The sequence below is a fragment of the Pseudomonas sp. HLS-6 genome (genome assembly GCF_002753995.1).
Classification (GTDB): Bacteria; Pseudomonadota; Gammaproteobacteria; order Pseudomonadales; family Pseudomonadaceae; genus Aquipseudomonas; species Aquipseudomonas defluvii.
The window spans coordinates 4892440-4912436 of sequence record NZ_CP024478.1 but is presented as its reverse complement, the minus strand read 5'-3'; the positions used below and the strand labels follow the sequence as shown (position 1 = coordinate 4912436).

25 protein-coding genes are annotated in these 19997 nt (G+C 54.4%); 4 read left to right on the top strand and 21 right to left on the bottom strand.

From position 1 onward, the window contains the following. Positions 1–388 precede the first annotated feature (388 nt). The gene (locus CS390_RS23210) at positions 389–700 is read left to right on the top strand and encodes a DUF3077 domain-containing protein (RefSeq protein WP_065761096.1); all 312 of its coding nucleotides are present in this window, start codon (positions 389–391) and stop codon (positions 698–700) included. A 263-nt stretch (positions 701–963) separates the two neighbouring features. Beyond that, positions 964–1194, top strand: coding sequence for a hypothetical protein (locus tag CS390_RS23205; RefSeq protein WP_099776185.1), 231 nt, complete (start codon positions 964–966; stop codon positions 1192–1194). A 98-nt stretch (positions 1195–1292) separates the two neighbouring features. Here the strand turns inward: CS390_RS23205 and CS390_RS23200 are convergent, their stop codons facing one another. Continuing rightward, on the bottom strand, positions 1293–1970 hold the full coding sequence (locus tag CS390_RS23200) for an FMN-dependent NADH-azoreductase (RefSeq protein WP_099776183.1): 678 nt from the start codon (positions 1968–1970) through the stop codon (positions 1293–1295). A 98-nt stretch (positions 1971–2068) separates the two neighbouring features. Here CS390_RS23200 and CS390_RS23195 point away from each other — a divergent pair, with 98 nt between their 5' ends. Next, positions 2069–2923: a LysR family transcriptional regulator gene (locus tag CS390_RS23195; RefSeq protein ID WP_099776181.1), complete on the top strand. Its 855-nt coding sequence runs from the start codon at positions 2069–2071 to the stop codon at positions 2921–2923. Between the two features lie 769 nt (positions 2924–3692). On the opposite strand, the gene drt3b is transcribed toward CS390_RS23195, so the two are convergent. The 17 genes from drt3b to CS390_RS23110 all read right to left on the bottom strand — a co-directional run bounded on the left by drt3b (position 3693) and on the right by CS390_RS23110 (position 15940). Next, positions 3693–5609, bottom strand: a complete 1917-nt coding sequence (gene drt3b, locus CS390_RS23190; RefSeq protein ID WP_099776179.1) for an antiviral reverse transcriptase Drt3b — start codon at positions 5607–5609, stop codon at positions 3693–3695. Between the two features lie 500 nt (positions 5610–6109). Further along, the gene (drt3a, locus tag CS390_RS23185; protein ID WP_099776177.1) at positions 6110–6904 is read right to left on the bottom strand and encodes an antiviral reverse transcriptase Drt3a; all 795 of its coding nucleotides are present in this window, start codon (positions 6902–6904) and stop codon (positions 6110–6112) included. A gap of 1358 nt (positions 6905–8262) precedes the next feature. Further along, positions 8263–9435 (bottom strand): tyrosine recombinase XerC, encoded by a 1173-nt coding sequence (xerC, locus tag CS390_RS23180; RefSeq protein WP_099776175.1) that lies wholly within the window; start codon positions 9433–9435, stop codon positions 8263–8265. After that, positions 9432–9644, bottom strand: a complete 213-nt coding sequence (locus tag CS390_RS25480; protein ID WP_099776806.1) for a DUF4224 domain-containing protein — start codon at positions 9642–9644, stop codon at positions 9432–9434. Before CS390_RS25480 ends, xerC begins: the two co-directional genes overlap by 4 nt. 88 nt (positions 9645–9732) lie before the next feature. Continuing rightward, the gene (locus CS390_RS23170) at positions 9733–9978 is read right to left on the bottom strand and encodes a hypothetical protein (protein ID WP_099776173.1); all 246 of its coding nucleotides are present in this window, start codon (positions 9976–9978) and stop codon (positions 9733–9735) included. Then, entirely contained in the window at positions 9971–10192 is a 222-nt protein-coding gene (locus tag CS390_RS23165; RefSeq protein WP_099776171.1) for a hypothetical protein, read from the bottom strand. Before CS390_RS23165 ends, CS390_RS23170 begins: the two co-directional genes overlap by 8 nt. A 13-nt stretch (positions 10193–10205) precedes the next feature. Then, a complete protein-coding gene (locus CS390_RS23160; RefSeq protein WP_099776169.1) occupies positions 10206–10424 on the bottom strand; it encodes a hypothetical protein in 219 nt (72 codons plus the stop codon). Continuing rightward, positions 10417–10668: a hypothetical protein gene (locus CS390_RS23155; RefSeq protein ID WP_099776167.1), complete on the bottom strand. Its 252-nt coding sequence runs from the start codon at positions 10666–10668 to the stop codon at positions 10417–10419. Before CS390_RS23155 ends, CS390_RS23160 begins: the two co-directional genes overlap by 8 nt. After that, entirely contained in the window at positions 10665–11078 is a 414-nt protein-coding gene (locus CS390_RS23150) for a DUF2528 family protein (protein ID WP_099776165.1), read from the bottom strand. The genes CS390_RS23155 and CS390_RS23150 overlap by 4 nt, the downstream gene beginning before the upstream one ends. After that, the gene (locus tag CS390_RS23145; protein ID WP_256587537.1) at positions 11075–11326 is read right to left on the bottom strand and encodes a hypothetical protein; all 252 of its coding nucleotides are present in this window, start codon (positions 11324–11326) and stop codon (positions 11075–11077) included. The genes CS390_RS23150 and CS390_RS23145 overlap by 4 nt, the downstream gene beginning before the upstream one ends. Continuing rightward, entirely contained in the window at positions 11323–11601 is a 279-nt protein-coding gene (locus tag CS390_RS23140; protein ID WP_099776163.1) for a hypothetical protein, read from the bottom strand. The genes CS390_RS23145 and CS390_RS23140 overlap by 4 nt, the downstream gene beginning before the upstream one ends. A 96-nt stretch (positions 11602–11697) precedes the next feature. Then, the gene (locus tag CS390_RS23135) at positions 11698–11976 is read right to left on the bottom strand and encodes a hypothetical protein (RefSeq protein ID WP_099776162.1); all 279 of its coding nucleotides are present in this window, start codon (positions 11974–11976) and stop codon (positions 11698–11700) included. Positions 11977–11981: 5 nt separating this feature from the next. Further along, positions 11982–14684 (bottom strand): toprim domain-containing protein, encoded by a 2703-nt coding sequence (locus CS390_RS23130; RefSeq protein ID WP_099776805.1) that lies wholly within the window; start codon positions 14682–14684, stop codon positions 11982–11984. A gap of 8 nt (positions 14685–14692) precedes the next feature. After that, positions 14693–14926, bottom strand: coding sequence for a hypothetical protein (locus CS390_RS23125; RefSeq protein ID WP_099776160.1), 234 nt, complete (start codon positions 14924–14926; stop codon positions 14693–14695). 68 nt (positions 14927–14994) lie between these two features. Further along, positions 14995–15234, bottom strand: a complete 240-nt coding sequence (locus CS390_RS23120) for a hypothetical protein (protein ID WP_099776158.1) — start codon at positions 15232–15234, stop codon at positions 14995–14997. Beyond that, positions 15231–15710: a YmfL family putative regulatory protein gene (locus CS390_RS23115; protein WP_099776156.1), complete on the bottom strand. Its 480-nt coding sequence runs from the start codon at positions 15708–15710 to the stop codon at positions 15231–15233. The genes CS390_RS23120 and CS390_RS23115 overlap by 4 nt, the downstream gene beginning before the upstream one ends. Before the next feature lie 29 nt (positions 15711–15739). After that, positions 15740–15940: a DNA-binding protein gene (locus CS390_RS23110; RefSeq protein ID WP_099776155.1), complete on the bottom strand. Its 201-nt coding sequence runs from the start codon at positions 15938–15940 to the stop codon at positions 15740–15742. Between the two features lie 84 nt (positions 15941–16024). Between CS390_RS23110 and CS390_RS23105 the strand changes: the two genes are divergently transcribed. Next, positions 16025–16360: a helix-turn-helix domain-containing protein gene (locus tag CS390_RS23105; protein ID WP_099776803.1), complete on the top strand. Its 336-nt coding sequence runs from the start codon at positions 16025–16027 to the stop codon at positions 16358–16360. A 318-nt stretch (positions 16361–16678) separates the two neighbouring features. On the opposite strand, the gene CS390_RS23095 is transcribed toward CS390_RS23105, so the two are convergent. The 3 genes from CS390_RS23095 to CS390_RS23085 all read right to left on the bottom strand — a co-directional run bounded on the left by CS390_RS23095 (position 16679) and on the right by CS390_RS23085 (position 19863). Then, the gene (locus tag CS390_RS23095; RefSeq protein WP_004576330.1) at positions 16679–16936 is read right to left on the bottom strand and encodes an ogr/Delta-like zinc finger family protein; all 258 of its coding nucleotides are present in this window, start codon (positions 16934–16936) and stop codon (positions 16679–16681) included. A gap of 61 nt (positions 16937–16997) precedes the next feature. Further along, positions 16998–17873, bottom strand: a complete 876-nt coding sequence (locus CS390_RS23090) for a phage portal protein (protein ID WP_099776151.1) — start codon at positions 17871–17873, stop codon at positions 16998–17000. Further along, positions 17794–19863 (bottom strand): terminase large subunit domain-containing protein, encoded by a 2070-nt coding sequence (locus CS390_RS23085; protein ID WP_099776150.1) that lies wholly within the window; start codon positions 19861–19863, stop codon positions 17794–17796. The genes CS390_RS23090 and CS390_RS23085 overlap by 80 nt, the downstream gene beginning before the upstream one ends. Positions 19864–19997: the final 134 nt, after the last annotated feature.

The following is a 19997-nucleotide window of genomic DNA, read 5'->3' as shown; positions in this document are numbered from 1 at the left end:
GCGAGTATTGCCTGGCTATGGCGGCTGTGCGCATGAGGGCTTTGGCCCTGCCGGGTGCCTACTGTCCCGGTCGACCAACCTGCGCATGGCGGCCACCCTTCGATCTTCGCCTTGCCTCATTGCACCTTGGGCGTTAGGCTTCGTGGGTCGCTGAACATCAGTGATCAGGCTTGGTCGCCTGTCGGAAAAAAATTCAAATCAGGTCCCATATACGAATACTGACGAGCTCCTCGTCCGTAACGTAGTTCTATGGCGGCTGTGCGTGGGAGGCATTCGTGCCTGCCGGGTTTGTCTTTTTTCCTGGTCGACCAACCTGCGTACAGCTGCCACCCAACTTGTTTGGTCGCAAGCGGTGACGGCTCAACTAAAAGAAAAAGAGAAGTTCACCATGACAAAAATCGTTCCCGATCCCCCGCAATCCCTTCTTGGCAAAACCGCGACCACCGCATTTGGTTGCTGCGACGCCGGCCATGCACCCTTGTTCACCGTACGCTCCGGCATCGATGCCGAAGACGCGCTGGTCCACGTCTCCCTGCTGCTCCAGGGCATCTACGACACGGCCCAACAGGCCTGTGAACACATCGACGACATCCCCAAAAAGGGCTTGCTATGGTCCACCCTGCACTCCGCAGAAATGGCCAAAGGGCTGGTCGATGCGGTGCTCGATGGCATTGAAACCCAAGCCCTGAACCGCCGGTAACCGATGGCGTTGTCGGCGCTTGAGTTGCCCGTATCAAGCGTCGACATCTGATAGGCGTACTTCAGAAGCCGAAGCCTGCACAAGGCCGTTCTGGTTGTTCTGAATCAATTGGCCACCCTCAACATTCGGCGGGCGTTGAACTCGACCCGAAACACGCTGCTACTTCAAGCCCTTCCTGGGGGGGAACGGTGTCCTCTCTTTCATGGGGCTCGTTCAATTGGTTACGCTCTGGCCTCCATCAAACACATATCAAAGGATTGAAAATGAAAAGGAATAAAGAAGCCGTTTTGAAAGTGCTGACTATGGTTGAGGAGGACACCTTTGTCGGGGGAATGAGTTCGATGCAGCTCAGCGAAATGTGTACGCGGGGATGCAGTGAAGGAGAGCTTGAGTCTGCAAAGCTTTTGCTGCTTGACAGCGGCTATCTGGTTTCTGAAGGCAATATCAGAATCACTTGGGCCGGCCACTCACTTCTAGAGGAGCTGAGGGGCTAATAATGCTATTAAGCCCAATAGCAATGTTTAAAAAGGTCAGCCCAGTGCTGGCCTTTTTTATGGTTCCTCATGGAGGATCGGGAAGATGTACTTGATCTTCATGCAACAGAGTTCGCAGGCTGAAAGTTTATGTCCGAAACGCTTAGGGCGTCCGCCAAAGCATTTGCGCGCATCTTGGCTTCATGGCGAGAGGTACTGTCTACTTCCGATCCTAGAACCGTTTTTTCGACGATGATTGACTCTACGTCGGTGATGCCAATAAACCGTAACCACGCTTCAACATAAGGCTTTTGAAAGTCGAAATGTTGAGCGGGTGTCAGCGAAGCGGCAGAGAAATCCATACCTCGGGCATAGACGACAACTGCTTTTTTATCTCGCAACATGCCTTCAAGCCCGGTTTTCGGATTGAAACTAAACAGCACGTCTTTCTGCGATACCACGTCAATGAAGTGCTTTAGCTTGTAGGGAATGCTGAAGTTCCACAGCGGCACAGACAGCACGAGCACGTCGGCTTCGTGCAGGTAATTTGCCAATGCCTTCAGTTCATTCCAGGCAACCACCTGAGTCGCAGTCAACTCCAATCCATTCAATCCAGAGTACTTGGCATCCATCACCTCATCAGAAAACTCCGGCAGTGATATCTGCCACAGGTCTAGCGTTGTCACTTCCAGATCGGGATGAGAGCCCAAGAGTCGCGAAATGAAACGCTGGGCGACTTCTATGGACGCTGAGCGATCTTTGCGGGGGGAGCATTCGATATGAAGGAGCTTGGCCATTGCAGTCTCGTGTCGTGGTAGGTGTGCGAGGCATTGCAACATATCTTTAAAAGAAATATAAATTGAGAAATCACACGCTATTTATCATGGATTGAGATATGTTTGATCCGCTTCTACTAAAGACTTTTGTTGCCGTAGTTGAAGAGCAAGGTTTTGGTCGCGCTGCAGAAAAACTCCATCTCACCCAACCTGCTGTCAGTGGGCATCTGCGCCGCTTGGAAGAGCAGGTCGGCAAACCTCTGCTCAAGAGGACAACCCGGTCGCAGGAACTGACACTGGAGGGCGACCGTCTGATGCGCCACGCCAGGATCATCCTTGCTCTCAATCGAGAGGCATGGGCTGAAATGACGCGAGCCCCTTTCCAGGGGCGTATCAGGGTGGGGCTTGCGGAAGACCTTGTGGAGACCAGGCTGCTGCGTGAACTGCAGAACCTCGCACTAGGTTACCCAGGTATGGAGATTGAGTTTCAGATCAACATCCCCGGCACGCTGGTCGGCTTGATGAAGCAAGGAGAGTTGGATTTAGTGGTCGGGTCTTTGTGTGAGACCGATAGCTCAGGGATCCTGTTGTGGAGCGAACCGCTCATTTGGGCGACCGCTGCGCAGCCACTCACCCCAATCAGCGAGCCGCTCCCGCTGGCACTGTTTCCTGAACCTTGTGCTTATCGAGAGGCGGCTTTGCTGCATCTTGCACACGCGGGCATCGCTCAACGCACGTCGATGCTATGCACCAGCACGAATGCCCTGCGCTCGGCTGTATTGTCCGGAATAGCCATAGCCCCGATGCCGCTAAGCCAGCTGGTTGCGGGAATCTCAGTCCTGAGCGCTGAGTACGGATTACCACCGTTACCCAATGCCGAATTTCGGTTGTTCTCGGCACCAGATGCAGACCCAGAAATCGTCACGGCGCTTACCAAGGTATTCCTGGAATACTGCTCGATGCGCCGCCAGTGAGCATCGCTCTTGCTTTAGCTGGTACGAAGCCACCATATCAGCCTCGATCAACATCCCTTCGGGAGCCAAACGCGATATGGGAATTAATGTACAGGCTGGTAGTTGTGCGGTGTGTTGAGATTGCTATCGCAGGCCTGCTCTTGCAGGGGGCGCAACTGTCTTGATCAGGCGGTTTGCTGCCTTGCGTCTTGCGCGGCCTACGAGCGAATCAGTGTGCATCGCGGGAAAGGCTTCACCGGTTTTGTGGCGGGTAGGGTGAAGGTAGGCGGTTCCGGGGGGGGGGGCTTTGGCGGATGGCTGTATGAAAGGACTTCGCACGAACAACTGCCCGAAACAAAAAGGTCCACTTTGCGGTGAGCCTTCTTTGGTACTGCGTATGGTGGCGCCAGGAGTCGAATCGAGTAATAAGTAGTTGAATTTAAAAGATTTAAATACGCTGAATGAAATGCTCTATCCCTAAAACTATCTTTATAATTCGAGTTCGATTGTATAAGCGGACTATATTTATTGCCACCGAATAACTCAGCGTAGATGGTTAATGCTAAAAAGCTTCGAATCAGAGCGAACCTTTGACCGGGATTGTTATTGCGAGAGGGAACTGTAGAAATAAAAAAATTGGCTGCGTACAGACTGACCGCAGCCAACTTTTACTTGAGAAGGCTATGTGTGTGTGCAAAATTAATTGCTCAAGACTCTGTGTAACTGCAATTTCTTGCCTCATTGTCCTGTATTGAGTGGCACTCGCTCAAGCGCTTAAATTGTACTTCGATTAGTAAGTGAATTTCAAGCCTTTTTTGTCGATTGCTCTCTGTAGGTTTATTTTGCTATCCCAGTTGGTGAACCAAGCTTTTGATACTGACTTAAGAAATTCATTAATTTTGTTTTTGTTGGGGATGTCATACTGATCTAGAACGATTTGAAGCAATTTTTTCTTGAATTTGTCTGCGATGTATGGGCACGACATGCAGTCTAGTAGCAAATGAATGGTGTTCGATTCAACTGCGCGGCGGTCACGCGATATGACAATTTCAATTTTTTCTAGAATTTCTTCTTTGAGGGTGTTATATCCAGCGTTGCGCTTAATATAATGCAAAAATGTAATGATTTCAAAATAGCAAGTATTATGCTCTGAGCTTATTTTGTCATATAAAGATTTTAGCTTTTGAGGCGGCAGTAGATATTCGTCGCCCAAGGTGGAGAGTAAAGTTACAATGTTTAGAGATTCAACTTTGCAGTCGTCCTTTTCATCGTAAATCATCAAGTCCAAGAATAAGATGCTTTCATCGAGTATCTTTTTCTTTATGTTGTTTTCGTGATCGTAAGAAAGGTGCTTGGAAATATCAAGGCAAATCGAGGATATTTGAATAACTAGATACGTTACTCTCACTCTCGGTGTCATGGAAAGAATAAAGAAGCAAAGCTCAAGTAATATGTAAATTAAGTTAAAAATGCTTTCCCGGTCAGTATCGCCCGCGACAGCTATGTTTCTCAGTGTGCTAATTTTTTTGCAGATTCGACTTAACGCAATGCCAGCGACGCCAGAGTAATCAGTGACATTGGCAAATAAGATTTGTTTGAACTCTTGGATTAAGCGATTGGCTTTTTTTGATGGTGAGCCTTTGCAAACTACAGCGTATGTTTCCTCGTCTGTTTTTACTATGTGTTGATCAATGAAGTCATTAATGAATGTTCTGGTTTCACTTTTCGCGATAGTGAGTGACGTCATGAACGGCGTAGAGTGAAGGCTGGTTTTGCTTTCATTGATGTGCAGCTTATATGATTCTAGATTTTCTTTAAATTTCTTAAAAATCTTTTTGCAAGTGTCTTCTTTTTTTGAGAAAACAAAATAATCATCAACATATCTCTTGACGGTGTAATCGCGCCCCAGAATTAGGTCATCTTGCGACAGGGTAGATATAGTGTCTATATCAATACGCTGTAGTATGATCTCAGAAAATATTCTTGAGGTTTCGGGCCCGATAATTATTCCATTTGTTTCTCCGTGATTGGAGTTCCTAATTATTTCATCAAATTTATTTTCAAACGATACTCCGTTATGGTTGTCTTTGGCGAAACCCTTATTTTTAACCGCCCATGCTATCGAGTGAGTGTAAATCGAATCGAAGCATTTTGAAATGTCAAATCGCATCAAGAAGTTAAATTTCTTCTCGATTCTATGGTATTCGTAAGATTCGTAAAATTTATAAAGAAAGTTGTATTTGTTGTAAGCGAAATAGGAACTTGCATGAGGGGTGTTTAAATTGTCAGATCCGTCATGTATCTCCTTGGCTTCTGGGTTGATGTCTACGTTCTTATATTTGCTATCAATGTCATAGAAAAAGCCTGCTATTTTCACCGGCGCCCTGAGAGAGATTTTGTTTCTCGAACACAGAGAGGTAATTAATACGTCGTAGTCTTTGTAGAACTCTATATAGTCCATCTGCGATGTTGGGTGCGGAAGACTGAGACTGCGGGCTCCAAGCGTATCTTTTTTGATTTTGTATGGGAGGGGAATTTTCCAACTGTTACTCCTTATCGATGTGAGCAAGTTTTTTGTATTTGCATCTCCAGTTTTAATATGTTCATAAAAGCCTTCGTTATTAAAAGTCACAGGGACTTCATATGGCGTTGTCTCAGTAAGTAAAACTCTATTGAAATCTCCCTTGTTTATCCTGGTTTTAGGCATTTTTCCAGCACTCCTTTATGGCACTCAGCTTTTCTTCACTAGCTTTATAGGTAATTTTATTTTTGAACCCGGATCGGAATGAAAGTCTCCCTAGCTGAGAGCGTTCAGCGCTAGATAGAGATTTCGATAGCGCTCTTCCCAATGAACCTTTCTTGCTGTGGACTGCTTTTCTTAGGAAGTTTGTGAGATCTAGTAGTGCTGGATCATCAGCACTTAGAAGTGGATAGTTATAAAATATACCGCTCCTGATTTTAAAGTCACCTTTGATGCTGAATTCACAATTCCCTGTTAGGAAGTGAATCCTGTCTTTTAGTAATTGAAAATTCGGTTTCTTGCAATGATCAAGAAGTGCGAGAATTGTCCTCGTCTTAATACGATTTATTTTTCTTTCTGCTAAGGTTACGGTGATTTTTTTTGGTTTTTTCCTATCTTCTTTTTTTGGATTTTTGGATTTTTGGGGATGTCGGAAAAGGTAAAATTATATCCAAGATAGTCTAAGGTTATATTTTTTTCTCTTCTGGCTCGCAAGTGCATGACGCTCTGCATTTGCAGTTATTATTGCATGCGCAATTTAATATGCACCTACAAATAATTGGGTGGAATTTGCTTTTTTTGGTATGAGTTCTAAGTCCTGTCGGAAGAGCTTTTTGAATTGCCCGCTCGCTTCCATTTATTATGTCTTTGTATGCAAAGATAATTATATCATCTACATATCTGGCATAATAGTAAACGCCATTAAGACTCCTGATTGCGCTGTCGAATTCGCGCATATATATTTCTGTTAGCGTAGAGCTTATATTTAGCCCTCTGGGGATGTGGGTAGGAATTGACGGGTCATTTAGAATTGCTTTGACTATTTTTTTTGAGGTTGGAGATAGGAGTGTTTCTTCGAGAACTGGTTCAAGAACAGTTTCTAAGTTTATACTTTCATAAAAACTTCTGATGTCTAATCTTATTATGTATATGGGGTTTATTTCTTGGAGTAGTATGTAGACTTGTTTGGTGATTTCTCTGCGATTAGATTGCTTTGCGCCATAAATGCGCTTTAAGTTGTCGTTCAATTTCCTAAGGATTAATATTTCTTTTATACTTCTGATGCGAACTATCGGTTTGCTTTTAACTTGAGCTTTGGTGATGCTCTCGAATTTAAAATCCCGGCTATCCACCGTGTAGCTCAGGTCGGTTAGGATTTTCTGTTCGCTTTCAAAAGAGTTTTGTGTTTTTAATTTTCGCTGGTCACGTCTGCTATGGAGAAATTTTTTGAGATTATCAGGTGAAAAATTCTGATTCAGCATAGCTTTCTCTTTTGTCAGTTTAGCTTGCGATGGCAATTATCATAACGGTATTGGTAAGGCGCTCAAGGCGGGCGCTAAACTGTTGGTAAATTTTGATTTTTCATATTGCTATTTTGTTAGGTAGTTGAGTGAGTGGCCTGATTCTAGCGCAGGCTTGTCATCACTCATTATGTGATCTAGGAGTTCACTCCGCTACGTTGCATTCCTGATGGTATTGGGTGAAGCATATTTAACTACTCATCATCGCGCAATACCGTCATGGTTTGACTCGCACTGAAAAAGCGATTTTGCTCTTTCGCGGTTTAGAACTAACCGTGTTAAGCCCGCTTACGTACATTTTTGATGTGTTCAAAAGGTTTAGCCGACTACTTTGCCGCTTATCGTTGACGCCTCCCAGCCTCCTCTTTGCCACTAGACACAAGACTTGCCACCGATCAGCGGCGCGCTTCTATAGATCGTTCCCCACGTAATCCCGCCAAGAATGCTGAGTGTTATCAGGGATCAAGGCCCCTGCGACCTGTGGGGAATGTCCACTACGCGGGACTGGCGGCGCCTTACGACCGGGAATCGCATTCCGGGAGCAAGGGCATCTCATGATCTGGCCTCCTGAGCACCGCTGCCGGCGGGCGGGTGGAGGCTGCATTGGCTGACGAGACCAGTGCCGCGAGATCCTGAGCCGGGTGAACGCAGTGGTGCGATGACTGGGGCATGCCTGACTTTCAGTCAGGTGCAGTCCATTCCGGGGGCTGTGGCACCATCATCTGCAGTGCTGGTGTGGGTGACTTTGGTGTTTGTCACGAGGGGAGTTGTCGCACCGTTCATATAAGAGAAGAGGTCGCTACCATTCTTGGCGTGACCGAGCGACCTGCAGGATGCCAATCGCTTATGTGGATAACCGCCACGGTATGACAGCTCACTGAACAGGCTGCTGTTTGGGTAGCCTTTTTACTGTGGCGGGGTCTGAGTTGTGTGGTGTGTTGAGATTGCTATCGCGGGCAAGCCCGCTCCTACAGGGTGGACTGCCCCCGAGAAATTGGACACAAATCCAACCCTTGGTGGGCAGTCCAGGGATCTGTGCAGGGCAGTGCATTTGATCGAATCACTGTGCATTGCAGGCAAGGCTTCAGAGGATGGCTGCCTGAAAGGATTTCGCACGGACAATCGCCAGAAACAAAAAAGGCCCACCTTTCGGTGAGCCTTCTTTGGTACTGCGTATGGTGCCGGCACCAGGAATCGAACCCGGGACCTACTGATTACAAGTCACCTGCACACAACAATGAAATCAATGACTTAGGTCACTTCCTTGTTACGTGCTGATGCCCGAAAGCCCAGTGTTTTCAGGTGGTTGCATGTGCTTGTTACGCGATGGTGCGAGGGGGTTTTGGCGTATCGGAGGGGTCTACCAGGGGAAGGCTGAGGTCATAGATGTCGAGCATGGACTCATCACGGTGACCGCTGGCTTGCTGCTTGTCCGCCCGAGTGCCGGGGGTGTCGGTGATGCCGCGTCGCTTGAGATCGTGGAGTCCGTAACGTTGCTCCTCGAGGAGCACACCGGCTTCGATCGCCTTCGTCATGAAGCGCTGCCATGCCGTATCCAGCCCCGACTTGCTCAGGGCCATGCCATGGTTGCTCACGATTAGCGGGCGCCGCTCGGGATGGATTGGTGTGGGGAAGCTACGGCTCGTCCAGATCTTCGATCGGTAGGCCTTAGCTTCGTCCCAAGCAGCTCGCAGGCGAGGGGTCCAGCGCACGATGTTGTCGCGGCTACCCTTGCGCCGGTTGGTCTGTACGCCTTCCTCGAGCTCGTTCGCGTCGGTGAGGGTAACGACCTCGATGCCGCGGAGACGGCACAGGTAGGCCAGCTCCATCACGATGCTCAGGTACAGAGGGCAGCTGCCTGGCTCATTTCGATGCAGACGCCCCAGGGCCTTGGCCCGATCGATCAAGGTTTCCATCACCGCTACCGCCGGCAATCGGCGCTGCTTACGTTCGGTCGGGGCTTCAATCCCCAGGGCGGGGTTGGTGTCCAGGTACCCACGGTTTCTGCCCCACTGCAGCACACGGCGTAGGTAACGCAGTACGTGGGCAGCTTTCGAGGGCGTGCCCTCTCCGGCGATCTTGTCGACCAGGCGTTGCACCAAGGCGGGGGAGAAGCGACGGACAGCCAAGTCACCCAGGGGCTTACCCATCTTGGTGTCCTGGTTGACCAGGACATCGCGGCAATAGGAGTAGTCGTCTTGGGTACGTTGGGAAAGCCCCTTGAACTTGGGGCTTTCATGGAACTGCTGGCAGAGGTAGCGCAAGGTGTCGCGATCGGTGTTGCTCACCTCGTCCATGATGCGGTGGAGTTCGACCATTGTTGCGTCGGCCGGCGCAACGTTGCGCCGGCGTTGCTTACCGTTTTCATCACGGTGAGAGGTGTACCAGATCCCTGAGCCTCGGTGGTCAAAGTAAATAGCCGCGGGGAGCGCGGCTTGATCGATATGGGCTGGGATGTGCGGATTGTGCTTCCGCTTGCGGGCTTTCTTCATAGGATATCGGCGTTGTAGCGATCCTGTCGTCCTGGGGCTACGCCGCCGGCACGGTTGATTAAGTCAATAGTAGTCCAGGGTCCGGCCTTGCCACGGAACATGCGAATGCCCTGCTCGAGCAGGGTTCTCTCCACGTCCGAACGACGCTGGTAGCCGGTGATCCGCTGGAGATCCTCAAAGCTAAGAACGTCGCTGGTTACATTCCCCATGTTGTGTCTCGCAAAAGCGCCCGCCGGCATTGTGGTTCAACGCCGGCGGGGTAGTTATTAGAAGTTGTGGGCAGGTGTTCTGGAGTTGTTACGTGTCGTAGTTGTCTGGGATACCCCTGTTGGGAGGTAGCTCTGCATCGTGCTTCAATGCCCTGGCGTTGTAGCTGACTTCGAACCAACCACCACAGCGGCACTGGTATTGCTCGCCCCGCACGTCATCAAACTCATCGCTCTGGATGCCGATCACTTGCTGGCAATGCGGACACCGACAGCAGATACTCATGTCGTTGTCGCGCACCAGGTGATGCACTTCGTAGATGTATTGATCAGTCACGAACCAGCTCCTTGCGCTTCACCTTCCCTTCCGCCTCAAGCTGACGCATGGCCTTGCGTAGGGTGTTGAGGTCGTAGGCGTACATCATTGCCTTGAACCACTTGTTCACGATGCGCACGCAGACGTAGGCCAGCACGAACAGGATTACGGCGAGCGCGGCTACAGCGGCGCAAAGCATCACGCCATAGCCAAGCCATTGAGCAAAATCATTCATCTTGACGTGTCCCTCAGATGCTGCGCTGTGCGGTGAATTGAACGTGTGGGTCGGTGCTGCAGCGGTTGGCTGCGAACAGATCCGGCTGTGCCATCAGGGCCCCGAGCTTACTGGCCAAGGCGCGTGCCGCTGCCTCGGCGCTGATGGTGCTGCTGGCGGTGGCGTTCTCGCCCCGGGCTCGGGCGGTGTAGGTGCCGGCGCTCAGGCGAACGCTGATAACGAGATCAGTCATAACCCTGCTCCCGTTGCCGCTCAGCCTTAACCCATGCCTCCTGAGCGGCTTCCAGAGCCTCCTCTAGATCGAGGAACGCACCGTCGATCAAGTCAGCGACAAATGCTTCATAAGCGTTGGATTCAGCGATTGCATGGCCGGACGCCCAGGACACTACGCGGCCTCCTGCGGCCTCCCTGGGCACCGTCGAGCTGGTGGAGTTCTCGATCACAAGCGTGTCGTAACGTTTTGCCTGTTCACTCACGATTCTTCCTCCGACAAGGCCACATCTTCAAAGCCGGGCAACTGGACATCAGCCGCTACGACGCGGATACCGCACCATCCAAATTCGTCCCCCACAATTTTGCCGCCCCAGCCTTCTTTGTTCTGAAGGGCCCAGGTCGAGCTTCGAGCGGGATAGCTGTTGGAGTCACTGGAAAAGTCCGCACCGCCGTCCTCGAGCATTTCGCAGATCACCTCGAGGCCGGCCAGGCGAATGACGGTGCGGACAACGTCGTCGTCCTCTTCGGCCAAGCGGTCTTCGGCGCTGGTCCAGAAGCTGTTGATAAGTTCTGCACGCTCGGGTGTGAGTCGATCAAGGTTCACCTCGAGGGTTACCTCGTAGTCTTTCCAGGTGTCTTTGACTTTGAAGCGCTTGATGTTTGGCGTGGTCATGCTTGAGCTCCTGAAGCGGTTACGGTGCGACGGGTGTCGGTTTTGTGGCCGGAGTTTCGGTTCGCTTTCTGCATTCGTTTCGCCTCAACGTTGGTCATGTAGGCATCCCAGTAGGCGGACTGACGTGTTTGGCGGGCCTTGCTGCAGGCCTGGTGGTTGCCGCTGGAGCGGGCCCGGTTGCAGATGTCGCAGTGGTTCGGCAGGTCCAGCGCGTGGCTGGCCAGGCGCGGGCGTGTTTGTTGGCTCATGCTTGAGTTCCTGGAGCAAAAGCCCCGCGTGGTTGGCCTGCCTCATAGCGGGCGAGTAGGGTGGCGACGAGCTGGGCTTCTGCTCCATCGAGCACCCCCAGGCGCTTGGCCATGTCTGCGGCACCCTCAAGGCGGGCACGGGTAGTGGCCGAGCGGTGGACCTGGTGGTCGACCAAGGCGGCGCCGATTACGCCGATGGCCAGCAAGCGCGGACTATGGCCAGTCGCGGTTGTGGTAGGCTTCGCGGTACTGCTGCTTTGGGTGTTTGATTCCATCTTTCATCCCTCTGTGGTGGTCGGTGCCGGGGAGCTGAAATCTCCTCGGCACCCTTCGTTTACCGGCTTTCGCCGGCCCTTCCCCAAGTGCGACCGCTACGCTCGGCGCACCAGATAGATCTCCAAGTCTTCGAACTGCTCTTCGTCATGGCAGGAGCTCCATTCGAGGACTGCCTGAACATGTGCCCGCGAGCAGTCCAAAACCATAATTTCGCGCTCGCCACGAGCGGCGAGCACTTCCAGAATTCCCTGCAAACCCTCAGCGGCATAGGCTTCGGCGTGGACGATCGGCAGGCCACCACCTGGTGGGTTGAGCCTCGCCATAAGATCCGGGGATTCGGCCTCCCTGGATCTGTTGATAACTTGAATTTCCATGGTGATTACTCCCGGAAGATGAAGCAGCGAACGGTCGATGGGATGTGTGCGGTCGGTGCCATGGTCTGCTGACGGCACCGGATGAAGCTTTCCACCCGTTTCTGTTCCGCCAGGCACTGGTGGGCACGGCAGTCCTTGAGCAGCCGGCGCAACGTCGCGAGCTCGGGCAGGCGCTGTCGATGCTCCAGGGCGACTTCGGCAAACTGGTTGAGGTTGATAGCGATCTCCCCAGGCTTTTTGCTGTGGTTGACCAGCGGCGCCTCGGGCAGCGATTCCAAGTAGTCGTACACCTGCCAGAACTCGTTCACTTCCTTCGGGTCGGTGGTGATCGCCGCCTGACGTTCGCTGGCCGCTTTCAGGACGTATTTGCGGCACGCCTGGACCATGTGGTCCGGGATCGCGATCACCAGCTGCAGGCAGTCAACCAGGGCCAGCATCATGGCGTGGTTCTTGATTACCCGATCAGAGGTCAGCTTGCGGTGGGCCCACAGCTCAGCGCGGTACTTGGGGTACAGCTCGGCAAAGCGCTTGAGGATCTTCGGCTCGGCCCGCATGGCCTTCACCATGAAATGACTGACGTGCTCCAGCTCGGTCTGCACGATCGCGTCAGCGGCCCGGCGGCTTTCGTCGGTGATCGTCGGCTTGAGGAACGGCAGCCGGAAGATACGGCTGATGATGGCCTCGTGGCCGGTCACGATGGCGTTCTGCGCGATCACGATCGAGGCGCGGAACGGCGGCTCGTAAGTGTCGTTGCTGTTGGACTTGACGCCCCGGGTACGCAGGGTGCCGCCGCCGTAGAAGTCCTTAAACTGGTCCCATTCGAAGGCCTTGGCGTTGTCTTCGTTGGTGTTCCGGTCGGCTTCGAGCAGCACCAGGGGCAAGTTGGCCACCTGACCCATGGCACGGCTCAAGCCAGAGAACGAGCTCTTGGCAGGGTCGAAGCCCTCATACAGCCGACCAAACAGCTTCCACAGGAACTTGATCAGCGTGGTTTTGCCCGAATCGGGCTCCCCCGACATTTCCAGGAACGGGAAGCTCTCATGCTCTGCACGGATCTGCTCGGCAAACAGCGAGCCGAACCAGTACGTCAGGGCCAGGACCCCGTTCTCACCGAAGCAGGTCCAAAGGTTCTCTAGCCAATCCTCACGGTAGCCCTTGGAGTCCAACGCGGCCTTGAGCTTCACCGACTTCATCAAGCACTTGACGCGTTGCTTGCCGAATTCGAAGTAGTCCTCGTCGTTGGCCTTGTAGACAGACCCGCCGTGGATGGCGATGTCATTGAAGATGTAGGCCTTGTGATCACGGCTGTAGCCCAGAAAGTCGATGGTCTCGACGGTTTTCAGACGTTCGGTTTGCCGGATGATGATCTGGTCCAGGTGCTTCTGAGTGCCGAGCCAGGTCGCGCCGGAATACATCAGACGGGTCTTGAACTCGCTGCTCGAGGAGATCTGCTTCGGCGTGAACGTGAAGTTCTCACCATCGTCATCGTGCGAGCCGGCCACCTGGAAGTAGAACCACGCCTCGTTGGTGACGTCGCTCACCTGCTTGTACAACGCATGGAATCGGCAGTTGGCCAGCAGTTTCAGGCCGCAGACGTTTTGCAGCACCTTGCGGCGTGCGGCCTTGTCGTTGAGCTGCTGATCGTCTTGGTCTTCGCTGTTTTCCAGCTGCTTCTGTTCCTCCTCGAGCTTCGACAGGTCGAACTTGGCCCAGTACGTCTGGTTGCCGAAGTCGAAAGCGAACTCGGGGAAACCCTCATCCCACATATACATCAGCAGTGCCTTTTCACGAGGTGAAGCGGCAAGCAGCAGGTCGCCTTCATGACGCGCAGCTGCCAGATCGCGCTTGCGCTTGTGGTTTCGGGTCTGGCCTTCCTCCTCGAACTGCCAGCGCTGATGCAGGTCGTTCCAGTCGACCTTCTTGTCCCGCTGGGGAATGAGTGCAGCTTTGCACTTGAAGCCCATCTCGGTGGCCTGCTTCGCCCAGCGCTGCAGATAGCCGCGAGCTGTTGGCTCATTGTCCAAGGCCCAGACCAGGGTGGGCAGGTTGCCCGGACGCTGCTCGAGCAGCTGCTTCAGCGCCTCGATCGGGAAATTCACACTCGACATGGCCGACACCGCATCGATGTCGTTCTGCACCAGGGCAATGGCGTCGAAGATTCCCTCAACTATCCACAGCTCTTTGACGGTGGCCAGTTCGACGCTGGGCGGGCACCACCACTGACCTTGAGAGCTGTACTTCGGCTTGAAACGGGCCTTCATCTTGCCGAAACGGGCAGGGCGATCGATCAGGCGTTCCCAATAGCCATCGTTCGGCAAGGCGAATCGAATCGTGGCACTGGATTCGTTTGTCTCGTGGTTGACGTAGTTCTCCTGGGTGAACCAGCCGGTCATCTTCCCAGCGTTCAAGCCGCGGGCAAATTCCAGGTACGAACGAGCGGTGGCGGTCGGGTCGTTATCCGTAGCCGGTGCGCGCTTGCTCCAATCCTCGAACAGGTCGTCATAGATCTCTTTGACGTGTTCGATGTGGCCGCAGCGCTCTGGACGACCGCAGCGGATCTGCCACGGGTTGTCGTGGCGTGCGTACAGCTCCTTCTTCCCGCAGGCCGGGCAGACGCCGCCGCGCATGTAGTTGGTGCCAGCACGGAGTTTGAGCCCGAAATCACTTTCCAGCCGTTGCAGCACTTGGGAGCGGATATCTTCATTCATCATGACGGTTACTTCGCAGTTTTGAGGCTATAGGCCAGCGCGCCGATCAGCCGACGTTGCGCGCCCATGACAGGGTTTTTCAGGACGATTGCGGTGTGCCTGTCCTGATCCGGAACATAGCGGTAGGTATCTGCCCACCAGTGCTCGTTCAGCGCAGCGCTGTATTCCGACTTGAGTGAAGCCAGCAGGGCGTTTGACTGTTGGGGGCTCATTTCCGCCTGGATTACCACCTTGTTCTCCATGAAAACCTCGACTTCGGACGCAACTCACCCAAACCCACAGCAAGCGGGTGGGGCGATGGGATTAGGGATTAGGTGCGCGCTGCGCGGGTAGGCGAGCGATCAGCTACGCCAAGGCCAAGGTCGTTCATGGCCAGGTATACGGCTCTTTCAGCCGTTGGGTCGGATACGTTGTGGTCCGCCACCAAGTGGCATACAGCGCGGACGAACAGACGGTCGTCGCCGCTCAGGTGTTCGGCTTGGTGCCGCTTCAGGTAGTGCAGTGCGGAGAACTTCAGCACGTCCTGGTAGTCGGGGCGCGTAGTGCTCATGCTGCCACCCCCGAACGGGCACGGTGCAGCGCGATTGCCGACAATACCTCGGTGTGGCGGGCGGACATGTGGGCCTCATGGGCGCGGATGATTTCCTCGGCCTCGGCTTGCGAGATAGAGCCATCCGCCAAGGCCTTGGCGATCTCCAGGTCCACAGCACCTCGCTTGGCTGAGGCGACCATCGACATGGTGTAGAGCTCCACGTTGTCCAGAACGTCGACATCGGCGACCTTGACGAAGATGCCGCCATATAGGGAAGCGATGAACTCCGGCAGAAAGGTGGTGCCGGCGGTGGCTTCGAGTTGGCGCAGCTGCACCTCGTTGAGCGGACGGGCGTTGTTGTTTTCGTAGGCGTGGTTGTCGAACTTTTTGAGCTCGAGGGCGAGGTGAGCAGCTGCTTGGGCCCGACCGCCTGGGTAGGCGCGAATGATCGCGCTGACCACGTCTTTCCTTGTCTTGAGAACTGAACGATTCATGTTCTGATTTTCCCTGATAGCCAGTGGCCTTATTCTTCGATCACGCCGTCTTTGATACCTAGCAGTACCGCTGCACGGTGTGCCTCCCCACGAAGTCCCTTGATGCGGCCTGTCAAAAGGCCGCTGACCAAATTTTTGTTCAAACCATGAATCCGACTGAACTTGGCAATGCTCATCCCCTTTCGATCAAGCGAAGCGCGGGCTTGCTCAGGCGTAACTGGCGCGGGCATAGTGTTTGTTCCTGTTTGTTTGTGTTCGTCTGTGGTGATTCTTGGTCAGAAAAATGTTCAAGTCAAGGTGCGATGGTCAAAAAAATGCTAATCGCTGATGGAGTGGGCAATAGGCTTAGGGAAGAGCGTGAGCGTTTGGGACTATCGCAAGAGGAGTTCGGTGTTCGTGTTGGCGTGAGCCGCGGAACTCAGAAGAAGTACGAGCTCGGCACAGGTTCAAGTTCGATGGACTTGAAGTACTTGTCCGCTCTTGAGGCGATCGGTGTTGATGCGACCTACATAGTCACCGCTTCGCATACCTTGGCTGCTGGGTTGACTGGCGAAGAGGCTTCGCTCCTGGAACAGTACCGCGCTATACCCGATCAGGATCAGCGAGCACTTCGCCGCTTCCTGAAAGCCATGTTCGATGACGCTGTGTAGGACATCTACTGACATTGGTCGTACTCCGCTGTAAAGGCCCTGCACCGCCCCGATAAAGCCGTTCCCACATTGCATATCAAGGAGTTAGCGCATGTTGGATACGGCAGTAGCTGTGCAGAAACGAGTTGACCAGGTCGAGACTCAATGGCTCTCGCTAAGCGAGAATGAGCGCCGCCTGATAGGTCGATTTCGTCAGATGAGCGATCGAGAGCGGCACCAGGTGCGCCGACTGATCGAACAGTTGGCCACGAACCCAGACGACTCGGATTCCTGAGTCATCCAAAACAAAACCGCCGACCAATCGGCCGGCGGTTCTAGTCAGGCCGCTGGCCTGCTCATGTGTTCGAACAACTCCCTTTGCTTATCCGCTGGAAGGCTCTTGAAGCGGTCCAGGATCAGCGTATCCAGTTGCTGCGCAGATGGCCGCAGCGTGTGTGAAAACGTCAGCTCCGATACCCATGTGTGGCCGCACTTAGCGTCCAGGCACTGGCAGTACAGCTTGGCGTAGGCGCGGGTAACCTCTTCCCGCGAACTGATCCGGCCTTTATGGCCACAAGTCGTGCAGTTGACTCGCATGGTGTCCCTCCCCAGGGTTCAGATGCGCCATCATTATGCCGTCAATCTCTAGTTGAATCACCTATGAAGCGTTACTAGATGTAGTGGTTTCTTCGGTTTCTGGCGCTTCTTTCCAGTTGATTCGCCTATCTTCGCGCAGCGTGTCGTTGACCTGGTTGAACATCTGGCAGATGGGCCTGATCTCGTTGTTGGTGTAGACGCGATCGATCTTTTCGATGTCGCCGAAGCCTGCGCTGTTCTCGGGGATGATGCCGGCCAGGGCCGGGTTCATGCGCCATGCGGCGATGACATCGTTACGGGTGATGTTCTTCACCTTCTCCAGTTCGTCCTTCGCCTGGAAATCGCCAACTGGGATGATCTGGATCGCCTTCTCGGCGCCGCCAGGGATGTTCACGAACATGCTGCGGAAGTTACCTACACCCTTGCTCCCGGCGATCTGCGCCTGCAGCGCTTCCTCGTCCGCCTGACTCATGTTCGGATCGTTCGAGTAGAAGATGTAACCGACGTGGGCGCCGTTGTTGTAGTAGCGCCGGCGGAACAGCGTGGCGGCCTCGTTGAGCAGCAGCGCCTGCAGCCCGCCCAGGTAGTCGGGGATCCCGTAGATGTTCTGCTCCACGTCGTAGTTGAAGATGTGTTCCACCTCGTCCTGGTCAAAGTCCAAACGGGTACCGTCCGGCATGAGCATGGCGTAGCCGCCCTTCACCTTCACACGCATGTTGATCGCCGGCAGGTGCTCCAGCTCGAGCACCTGGCCGAAGGCGTTGCATTTACGCAGCAGATAGGTTTCACCGAAGACCATGTAGTCCAGTGCCGATCGGCTCATGGCCTGAAGGCTGAAACCTCGCGATGGGATGAACTCACGCAGCAGCAGGTTGCGCTTGAACGGCGGGATCGCGCCGTGGTGAGCGTTGGCGCGCAGCAGCTTGGCCAGCCCCACACGCGACGCCGGCGGCGTGTAGACCGTGCCGTCGCTGCTGGGGAACACCCCCAGGTAGTTGCCGATGTTGTCGGTCAGCACGGCCTCGGGCGCGCCGAACGTGAAGGCTCGCACGGGTTGCTTGGCCGGTTGTTGCTTTGCGTGGCGTGGAGGCATGGGTTCCTGGTCCGCTGGTGACGTAGCGGCTGCGCCGCTGACGGTTGGTGTTGAGGGGTTCGTTGTAGAGGGCGTGCATGATTGCCCAGGCCACGTCGGCGTGACCGGTGGCTTCGGTGCGCGATGCGCTGTATGTGATCTGGCCGCTGCCCGTTGTGCCGCGCTTGATTGTCAGGAACGCCTGGGCAATGTCGCTGCTGCCTGCATCCCACTCGATGCGGGCGTGCTGGATGGTGTCCTGAGCCTTGAGCACCAGAGCGTTCTTGGTCTCGAGGCTGTAGTGGATCGCCTGGGCCCGCGGGTAGAAGTCGCGCACCAGGTCGAACACGCCGTAGCCGATCCCGGTGGTGTCGATGCCGATGTGCTGGACGTTGAACCGCTCGGTGAGCTTCTTGACCTGGTTCGCCTGGTGCGAGAACGACTGCCCCCGCCAGCTGTGCTTTTCCAGGATGCGGAACTTGGCGCCTTGCTCGAGCGGCGGGGCGATGACCACACAGGTGGCGTCGTCTCGTGTCCGACTGGGGTCATAGCCGATCCAGACGGGGCTGTTGCCGTAGGGCCTGGCTGCATCGGGGTCGTAGTCCGTCCACAGTGACAAGTCGCTGTAGCAGCGCTCCAGATCGGCCAGGTGGAACGCACCTTGCGAGCTGTCGATGAATTTGCACATGAACAGCTGTTCGAACGCGTCGTCGTCGTACTCCAGCTGCAGCTGCTCGAGGTCGAACAGGTCGCAGCCGCTGTTGATCGCGTCGAGGATGGTGATCGTCTTGCGCCACTGGCCGTCCGGGCATAGCGCGCCGGCGCCGTAGCTAACCGCGGCTGGCCATTCCGCCACCGCAGGCGTGCCGCGCTTTTTCTTCCGGTTGCGGAACGACTCCCCGGTCCAGAACGGGTAAGCCTGGTGGGTGACGGCGCTCGGGGTCGAAAAGTAGGTTTTGCGCCACTTCTTGTGGGTGGCCATCGCTGAGGCCACCTTGTTGAGCTTGTCGAAGTCCTTGATCCAGAAGTACTCGTCGACATAGACGTGGCCATGATGGCCCTGGGCTGTGCTGCTGTTGGTGCTGAGGAAGCGCAGCTCGGCCCAAGGCTTGCCGTCCTTACTGAGCACGATCGGGTTGCCGGTAAGCTCGAGGCCGAACCACTCCTGGGCGAACGCCACGATGTAGCTGCGGAAAATCTCGGACTGGGCACGGCTGGCCGACAGGAACACCTGGTTGTCGCCGGTGAGCACGGCATCCATGAAGGCCTCGCCGGCAAAGTAGTAGGTCAGGCCTACCTGGCGCGATTTCAGGATGTTGCGGATCCGGGCAGTGAGCGGGTTCTGCTTCGCCGCGAACAGCTCCTTCTGGTAGCCGTACATCTTGCTGATGAACTTATCCAGGAAGTCGACTTCGGTCAGCCCGGTGACGTCGTTCTTCGGGGCCTTCGGCTTTTTCCCTTCACCTCCCTCACCGCGCCGGCGCTTGCCACGCTCACCGCGATCACGCCGCGGCTGCTCGTCCGCAGGGTTGCCGGCTGACTCTGACTGATGCGTAACGACGGCTGCCTTTGAACACTGCTTGGCCAGGCGCTCGCGCAAGGTAGTGAGGCGGTCCAGTTCGTCCAGCTCGCCCTTGCTCAAACTATCGGGCTTTTCCAGCAGCAGTGTGATTCGCCGGCTGACGGCAGTCAGTGGCTCCTCGTCGGTGAGCATGTCTTCCCACCCGCCCTGCCGGATCCAGTAGTAGACGATGCGGACATTGGGCAGCCCGAGCTGCGCCTGGATTTCCTTCGCTTTGCAGCGACGCAGGAACAGGCGTTTGGCGGCTTCTTTGACTTCGTTCGAGTAGTGCATGGTCCGCAGTCTATGCGGCGAATAGGCTGCTAACTTCCTGTTAATTTCCGGCTTTGTCCTAGATCGTGCAAATAGGAGAAGCGCGCAGTTAAACCGTTTGTTGGGGGATGGCTGGGTCCATATGGTGGGGGCCT